Annotated in this window: 5 protein-coding genes and 1 pseudogene; 2 read left to right on the top strand and 4 right to left on the bottom strand. The window is 67.6% G+C overall.

Translation table 11 applies throughout. The annotated features are described in order from the left end of the window. The 4 genes from JMF82_RS21040 to JMF82_RS21025 form a co-directional block, all read right to left on the bottom strand. Window positions 1–244 (bottom strand): biotin/lipoyl-containing protein (locus JMF82_RS21040; protein WP_304487924.1); only part of this gene is annotated, 244 nt, incomplete at its 3' end. Window positions 245–391: 147 nt separating this feature from the next. Continuing rightward, window positions 392–3,238 carry a 2-oxoglutarate dehydrogenase E1 component gene (locus JMF82_RS21035; protein ID WP_201316479.1) on the bottom strand — a complete coding sequence of 949 codons (2,847 nt, stop codon included), beginning with the start codon at window positions 3,236–3,238 and terminating at the stop codon, window positions 392–394. Window positions 3,239–3,487: 249 nt separating this feature from the next. Then, window positions 3,488–4,438, bottom strand: coding sequence for a GNAT family N-acetyltransferase (locus JMF82_RS21030; RefSeq protein WP_201316478.1), 951 nt, complete (start codon window positions 4,436–4,438; stop codon window positions 3,488–3,490). Continuing rightward, the gene (locus JMF82_RS21025) at window positions 4,435–5,628 is read right to left on the bottom strand and encodes a cupin domain-containing protein (protein WP_201316477.1); all 1,194 of its coding nucleotides are present in this window, start codon (window positions 5,626–5,628) and stop codon (window positions 4,435–4,437) included. The genes JMF82_RS21030 and JMF82_RS21025 overlap by 4 nt, the downstream gene beginning before the upstream one ends. Before the next feature lie 245 nt (window positions 5,629–5,873). Here JMF82_RS21025 and JMF82_RS21020 point away from each other — a divergent pair, with 245 nt between their 5' ends. Further along, window positions 5,874–7,637 (top strand): assimilatory sulfite reductase (NADPH) flavoprotein subunit, encoded by a 1,764-nt coding sequence (locus JMF82_RS21020; RefSeq protein ID WP_201316480.1) that lies wholly within the window; start codon window positions 5,874–5,876, stop codon window positions 7,635–7,637. 1 nt (window position 7,638) lies between these two features. Beyond that, window positions 7,639–8,428, top strand: a pseudogene (locus JMF82_RS21015) (sulfite reductase); the annotation flags it as partial.

Here is an 8,428-nt window from a genome sequence, read left to right as displayed (position 1 = left end):
CGGCCGCGCCTTCCTCGATCACCGCGATGACCTGCTGGCTGGTCACGGTGTCGCCGGACTGGAACTTGATTTCCTTCAGCACGCCGTCGACCGGGGAGGGCACTTCCAGCACCACCTTGTCGGTTTCCAGGTCGACCAGGTTCTCATCGCGCTTGACCGCTTCACCGGCCTTCTTGTGCCAGGTGGCGATGGTGGCGTCGGAGACGGACTCGGGCAGGACGGGGACTTTGACTTCGATGGACATGTGATTTCCTTGATTAGTGCGTCCATCCCTGAACGCTGAGGTCAAAAAGCGGCTATCCCTGGCCGCACTATTCAAAATTCGTGCGTTCGTCCGTGAACGCGAAAGTCAAAAAGCGGCCATCCATGGCCGCACTGTTCAATGAGGAAACTATTCCGCGGAGTGGTCGGTGCCGATCGGCGCGACCAGTGCCTGCTCGACGAGGGCCGCCTGTTCGGCGACGTGGGTATTGAGGTGGCCCGCCGCCGGCGCCGGCGAACGCGCGCGGCCGGCATACGACAGGCTCTGCTTGCTGCCCACGCAGGCCTGCAGGTGGTGGCGGATCTGGAACCACGCGCCCTGGTTCATCGGCTCTTCCTGGCACCAGATCACTTCCTTGGCGGAAGCGTACTTTTCCAGTTCGGCCGTGACCTGCGGACGCGGGAACGGGTAGAGCTGTTCCACGCGCACGATGGCGACGTCGGTGAGGCCGCGCTTCTCGGCGTCTTCGAGCAGGTCGTAGTAGACCTTGCCCGAGCACAGCACGACGCGCTTGACCTTCTTGGCGGCCAGCTCGCGGTGTTCCGGGATCACCAGCTGGAAGCTGCCCGTGGCCAGCTCGTCCAGCGTCGACACGGCCAGCTTGTGGCGCAGCAGCGACTTCGGCGTCATCACGACCAGCGGCTTGCGCGTCGGGCGCACCATCTGGCGGCGGATCATGTGGAACGCCTGGGCCGGCGTGGTCGGTACGCAGACCTGCATGTTGTCCAGCGCGCACAGCTGCAGGAAGCGCTCCAGGCGGGCGGAGGAGTGCTCCGGGCCCTGGCCTTCGTAGCCGTGCGGCAGGAACAGCGCGAGGCCGCACAGGCGGTTCCACTTCGCTTCGCCCGAGCTGATGAACTGGTCGATCACCACCTGCGCGCCATTGGCGAAATCGCCGAACTGGCCTTCCCAGATATGCAGGGTGTACGGATCGGTGGTGGCGCTGCCGTATTCGAAGGCCATGACGGCCTCTTCGCTGAGCAGCGAGTCGATCACCTCGACGTCGGCGCCGGAACGCACGTCGGCCAGCGGCATGTAGGTGTAGCCGGTCTTCTGGTCATGCAACACGGCATGGCGATGGAAGAACGTGCCGCGGCCCACGTCCTGGCCCACGATGCGCAGGTTGTAGTTCTCGTCGATGAGCGTGGCGTAGGCCAGGTTCTCGGCGAAGCCCCAGTCGCCCGGCAGCTCGCCGGCCGCCATCTTCGCGCGGTCTTCGTAGATCTTGGCCACGCGCGACTGCAGCGTCATGTCTTTCGGCACGACCAGGATCTGGTTGGCCAGTTCGACCAGGCGCTGCTTGGCGTAGCCCGTGTTGGTCTCGGTCGAGAGCTTGCCGCCGATGAACTTGTCCCAGTCGACCTCGATGTCCTTGACGAGAGCCGTGGTGAGCTCGGTCATCGGCTCGCCGGCCTCCAGGCGTGCGCGGTAGTCCTCGAACATCTTCTGGCCATCGCCGTCGGCGATCACGCCCTGCTTGACCAGCTCCTGCGCGTACAGGTCGCGGGTGGTCGGGCGCTTGCGGATGATCTGGTACATCACCGGCTGGGTGGCCGCCGGCTCGTCGGCTTCGTTGTGGCCGTGGCGGCGGTAGCACACCAGGTCGATCACCACGTCCTTGCGGAACTCCTTGCGGAAGTCGTAGGCCAGGCGGGTGGCCTGGATCACCGCTTCCGGATCGTCGCCATTCACGTGGAACACCGGCGCGTTGACCATCTTGGCCAGGTCGGTGCAGTACAGCGTGGAGCGGGCATCCTGCGGGTTCGACGTGGTGAAGCCCACCTGGTTGTTCACCACGATGTGCAGGCTGCCGCCGATCTTGAAGCCGCGGGCCTGGGACATGTTGAACAGTTCCATGTTCACGCCCTGGCCGGCCAGCGCCGCGTCGCCGTGCACCAGCACGGCCATCGACTGCTTGCGCTCGGTGTCGCGGCGGCGGATCTGGCGCGAATGCACCGAGCCGGCCACCACCGGATTGACGATTTCCAGGTGCGACGGGTTGAACGCCAGCGCGACGTGGGTGCCGCCGTTCGGCGTCTTGACGTCGGCGGAGAAACCCATGTGGTACTTCACGTCGCCGGAGTGGGCCGGGTCGTCCGGGTGATCCCACTTGCCCTCGAACTCGTTGAACAGGGTGCGCGGCGGCTTGCCCAGGATGTTGACGAGCATATTGAGGCGGCCACGGTGGGCCATGCCGATCACCACTTCCTTGATGCCGTTGTCGCCCGCGGCGCGGACCACGTCGTCCACCATCGGGATCAGGCTGTCGCCGCCTTCCAGCGAGAAGCGCTTCTGGCCGACGTACTTGGTGTGCAGGTAGCGCTCGAGGCCTTCGGCCGCGGTCAGCTCGGCGAGGACGCGCTTCTTGCCCGCGGCGTCGAGGCCGGCGCTGCCGTTGGCCTTCTCCAGGCGGGTGTAGATCCAGTTGCGCTGCTCATGGTTGCTGATGTGCATGAACTCGACGCCGAGGGTGTTGGTGTACACCTTCTTCAGTCGAGCCAGCAGGTCGCGCAGCTTCATGCGCTGGCCGCCGCCGGCGAAGTTGCCGCAGTCGAACTCGGTGTCGAGGTCGGCGTCGGAGAGGCCGTGGAAAGCGGGCTCCAGATCCGGCGCCGGCAGCTTCTCGGCCAGGCCCAGCGGATCGAGGTTGGCGGCCAGGTGGCCGCGCGAGCGATAGGCGGTGAGGATGCGCAGCACGCCGGCCTGCTTGCGGGCGTGGGCGTCGTCCACCGGACCGGCGGCGACGGCAACGCCGTTACGGCGCTGCTTTTGCGCGGCCTCTATACGCGCAATGGCCGCAGAGTGGGGCACATCCCCCGACTCGCGGCCTTTGAAAGTCTCGAAATATTTGCTCCAGGTGGCGTCGACCGTTGAAGGGTCCGCCAACCACGATTCATAGAGCTGTTCAACGTAATCGGCGTTGCCGCCGGCGAGTTGGGAGGATTCGAAAAACTCGCGGATCAGATTAGTGCTCACGTCACCACCGGTGAGGAAGGGAGGCTTGCAGCGGTTCCGGCCGGGGAGGGCCGGTTGGCTGGGAAAAATCCCGTTAATTATAGCCTTGGGGTGCTGCGACGCGGCAACCCAAGCAGCGCACCTGAAATGGGGTTGGCGATCGATATTTCGACCCCGGGGGTACCGACCATCGTCGTAGGCAGCGGTTTTCGCGGTGAATGATGCCCACGGGCCGGCCACCGGTTCGGATGCGGGCCGTTCAGCGACGGGCTAGAGATCGAGCGGCTGGAGCGCCCGGGCGGGAGCGGATCGCTCCCACACGTCATTGAAGTGCTGCGCCAGCGGCGCCTGGGCCGCCCGGTCGCGGAGCGATGCGCGCGCGCTTGCACGCCGGGCATCGGGCAGGAAGAGGTAGCCGCCCTGGTCGGTGAGGAGGTAGGCGGACGCATAGGCCAGGTCCACCTCTTCCAGTGGCGTGCGGATGTGCAGCACGCTGGGCAGGCGCTGGGCCAGGGCCACCAGGCGGTGGCTGTTGCGCAGGGCCGCTTCCGGATCGTGCAGCAGGATGCGGATATCCGCGCCACGGCCCGAGCTGGCGATGCGCCGGAGTTCGGACATCTCCACGAGGCTGGCATAGAGGTCGCTGTCGAGCGTGGGCTGGTAGATCGAGAGCCGATGCTTTGCCTCGGCCAGCAAGCGCAGGCGGCTGGCGGCGATCTCGCTGCGGCTGCCGGCGGGCAGCGCGTGGCCATCGGGATTCGGGGCGACCGGTGGGGGAGGTGCGCCCAGTTCCAACCGCATCGAGCGATGGACGATGCCGGCGTCCTCGAAGGTGTCGCCGTGGGCGACGAAGCCTTCGCGTTCGTAGAAGGTCACGGCCGCGAGCTGTGCGTCCAGCGTGACCTCCGCCCGGCCCTCGGATCGCGCCCTGGCCACCAGGGCGCGCAACAGGCCGAGCCCTACGCCCTGGCCACGCCAGGGCGGGCGCACCGCTACCCGGCCGATCTTGCCTTGGGGCGTGAGACGGGCGCAGCCGATCGGCGCGCCGCCCTCGTTGCGGGCGAGCAGGTGGAACGAGAGCGCGTCGAGATCGTCCCATTCGAGCGACTCGGGGACGGCCAGTTCCCGCACGAAGACTTCCCGCCGGATCGCGCTCAGCGCCTCGCGGTCTCCCGCGCGGGCCCAGTCGGCGTGCTCGACGTGGAAGTCCTGCAGCTTCACCGGCGCCGACCCTTGCGGATGACCAGATGGCCGTCATTGACCAGGGCCAGCAGCAGGCCGGCCTCGGCGGCAGGCAGGTTCTTGCCGGGCGTCAGCTCACGCTCGCCGCAGACCTTGGCAGCCCATTCGGCGCTGGTGGGGTAGGCATGGCCATTGACGAACAGCGTGGCGCCACGCTTACCGCGCGCCCATGCCATGCGTGCCCAGGGGTGGCGCAGCAGCGAGGCGCCGCCATCCAGCTGCTTGCGCAGGGCGGCGTCGGTCAGTTCCTTTTCGGGCGGCACCGGCAGCTGCGCATTGCGATAGCGGGTGATGAAGCGCCCGAACCAGTCGGTGAGCGTGGCATCGTCCAGCGCGGCGGCAAAAGGCAAGGCCTCGCGTACGCGCGCGACGGCGGCGCGATCGATTTCGCCGACGGCCTTGGCCGGCGCGAGGTCGGCGTCGGCGTAACGCAGTTCGTCGGGCAGGCGTTCGGCCAGGTAATCGGCGAGGTCGCCGGTGAGCTCCGCGCGGGACGGGGCGCGCATGCCCACCGAAATGGTCATGCAGGGGCCGCCGTAGGCGATGCCGTCGTGCGGCACGCCGGGCGGCAGGTACAGCATGTCGCCGGGGTCGAGCATCCACTCATGGGTGGGCTCGAAGTGCTGGAGCTGCTTGAGCTCTACGTCGGGGCGGAAATCCTTGGGGGCGTTGGGATCGGTGCTGATCGCCCAGTGGCGCTGGCCGATGCCCTGCAGCAGAAACACGTCGTACTGGTCCACGTGCGCGCCCACGCCGCCGCCCGGTTCGGCATACGAAATCATGATGTCGTCGAGGCGCCAGCTGGGCAGGAAGCTGAAGTGTTCCAGCAGGGCGGCCACGTCGGCGTCCCACTTGTCCACGTCCTGCACCAGCAGGGTCCAGTTGCGGTCCGGCGTGCTGGCGAAGTCCTTCTCGGTGAGCGGGCCGGTTTTCACCTTCCAGCGGTCGCGGTTCTCGTCGTGGACGATCAGCCGCGACAGGGCGGTTTCTTCCAGCGCCAGGCCGGCCAGGTCGTCCGGCTGGATGGGCGGGGTGAAATCGGGGAAGGCCTGGCGGATCAGCAACGGGCGCTTCTGCCAGTAGTCGCGCAGGAACTGGGCAGGGCTCATGCCGAGGGGCTGGCGGGCCGAGCCGCGGACTTCGATGGGGAGGGGGTGGGATGTGGTCATTTCGCCATTCTAAGCCAAGCCGGCGCGGCGTCCGGTTGATCGTGGTCAGTGCGTGAGGGGGCGGGGCTGCCGCGGCACGGGGCGGCGCGGCCGGCTGCCGGAAATAAGCGTGGAGACATGTGCATATGCCAACACGTCCTTTCACATGACAAAACGCGATGACTACTTTGGGTGGCCAGATGTATGGACGTCCAAAGGAAGCCGATGTGAACGCCGTCGTTGCGATCGAAAATCGCCTGCCGCCGATGGAAGCCGCCCGGCTGTCTTCGCTGGAGCGCCTGGTCGACGGCCTCGGGCCCGCCGAGCTCTATTGGATCGCCGCGTGGAGCGCGGCGCGGGCGGAACGCCTGCAGCGCGGCGACGCTGCCCCGGCATCCGCGGCGAAAGCCCCGGCGGAACGGCTCACCATCCTCTACGGCAGCCAGACCGGCCAGGCCAAGCGCGTGGCTTCCCTGCTGCAAGCGCGGGCCGAGGCGGCGGGCCTCGCCGTGCGCCTGGTGCGCGCCGATGCGTATCCGCAGCGCGACCTCGCCAGGGAAACCCATCTGGTCGTGGTAATCAGCACGCAGGGCGATGCCGAGCCGCCGGATGACGCCCGCGGGCTGGTCGAGTTCGTGCTGGGCAAGCGCGCGCCGAAATTGCCCGGCGTGCGCTACGCCGTGCTGGGCCTGGGCGACTCCAGTTATCCGCAGTTCTGCGCCATCGGCCGGCAGCTCGACGAGCGGCTCGCGGAACTCGGCGCCACCCGGTTCGCCCCTTTGGGCGAGGCCGATGTCGACGTCGACGCCGTGGCGGCGCCCTGGCTGGACGACACGCTGGAGCAGGCAAGGCAGGTGCTTGGCGCCTCGCAGCCCGCCCGCATCGCCACGCTGCAACCCGTGCCCCAACGCGCGGCGCATTCGCGCGAGCGACCGTTCCATGCGCCGCTGCTGGACAACCAGGCGATCGTCGCGCGTGACGCCGGACGCGATGTGCGACACGTGGAGCTGTCGCTCGAAGGATCGGGCTTGAGCTATGAGCCGGGCGATTCGCTGGGCGTGTGGCCGCGCAATCCTCCCGCCCTGGTCCAGCAATGGCTCGATGCGGCAAAGCTCGATGGCGAGCATGCGGTGACCCATGACGGCCGCAGCCTTTCGCTGCGCCAATGGCTGACCGACGAACGCGAACTGACGCGGCTGAGCCGCCCGCTGGTTGCGGTGCTGGCTGACGCCAGCGGCGATGACGAACTGGCGCGCCTGCTGCGTCCGGACCAGTCCGCCGCGCTGGCGGCCTTGATGGCGGAGTATCAGCCCATCGACCTGTGGCGGCGTCATCCGTGCGCCTGGTCGGCGGAAGAGCTGGTTGCCGCACTGCGGCCCTTGACGCCGCGCCTGTATTCCATCGCGTCGAGCCAGAAGGCGGTGGGCGACGAAGTCCATCTCACGGTGGGCGTCGTCGACTACCTCGCGCACGGCGAGCGTCATTGGGGCGCCGCGTCCTCGTTTCTCGCGCAGGCCGATGACGAGCAACGCCTACCGGTCTACATCGAGGCCAACGAACGTTTCCGGCTGCCGCAGGACGATGCGCGCGACATCATCATGATCGGGCCGGGTACGGGCGTCGCGCCGTTCCGCGCGTTCGTGCAGGAACGCCGTGAGACGGGCGCGCGAGGCCGCAACTGGCTGTTCTTCGGCAACCGCCACTTCGGCAGCGAGTTTCTCTACCAGGTGGAATGGCAGGCGGCGTTGCGCGATGGCTCGCTGCATCGGCTGGACCTTGCCTTCTCGCGAGACGATGCGGCCAAGGTCTACGTGCAGCAGCGCCTGCGCGAACAGGGCCGCGCGCTCTACGCCTGGTTGCAGGAGGGCGCGCATCTCTATGTCTGCGGCGATGCCAGCCGCATGGCGAAAGACGTGAACGCCGCGCTAATCGATATCGCCGCAGCGCACGGCGGACACACCCACGAACAGGCCAGGGAGTGGCTGTCCGATCTATTGCAGCAGGGGCGCTACGCCCGTGACGTGTATTGACATGAGCACTCCGCTTTCCGATTTCGAACGCATCAAGGCCGACAGCCGCCATCTGCGCGGCACGATCGCCGAGGGCCTGCGCGACCCGGTCACCGGCGCGATCAGCGACGACGACAACAAGCTGCTCAAGTTCCACGGCAGCTACCTGCAGGACGATCGCGACCTGCGCGAGGAACGCCGCAAGCAGAAACTGGAGCCGGCATACGCCTTCATGCTGCGCGCACGCCTGCCGTCCGGCGTGGTCACGCCGGCGCAATGGCTGGTGTTCGACCGGCTCGCGCGCGAGCACGCCAACGGCACGCTGCGCATCACCACGCGCCAGACCTTCCAATGGCACGGCATCATCAAGCGCCACCTCAAGCCGACCATCGCGGCGATCCACGAGGCGCTGGCCACCACCATCGCGGCCTGCGGCGATGTCGTGCGCAACGTGGTGAGCACGCCCAACCCGGTGGAGTCGGAAGCGCATGCGCTGGCCTACGCATGGGCGACGCGCCTGTCGGAGGAACTCTCGCCAAAGACGCGTGCCTATCACGAGATCTGGCTCGATGGCGAAGCGCTGGTGGACGAGCCGAAGGAAGAGGAGCCGCTGTACGGCGCCACCTATCTGCCGCGCAAGTTCAAGATCGGCCTGGCCATACCGCCGCTCAACGACATCGACGTATTCGCGCAGGACCTTGGCCTGATCGCCATCATCGAGCAGGGCGTGCTGGAAGGCTTCAACGTCGCCGTCGGCGGCGGCATGGGCGCCACGCACGGCGATGGCTCGACCTATCCGCGCCTTGCCAGCG

The sequence above is a fragment of the Dyella sp. EPa41 genome, from assembly GCF_016586165.1.
GTDB lineage: Bacteria > Pseudomonadota > Gammaproteobacteria > Xanthomonadales > Rhodanobacteraceae > Dyella.
The sequence above is the reverse complement of the archived record's forward strand: the minus strand, read 5'-3'. Positions and strand labels throughout refer to the sequence as shown.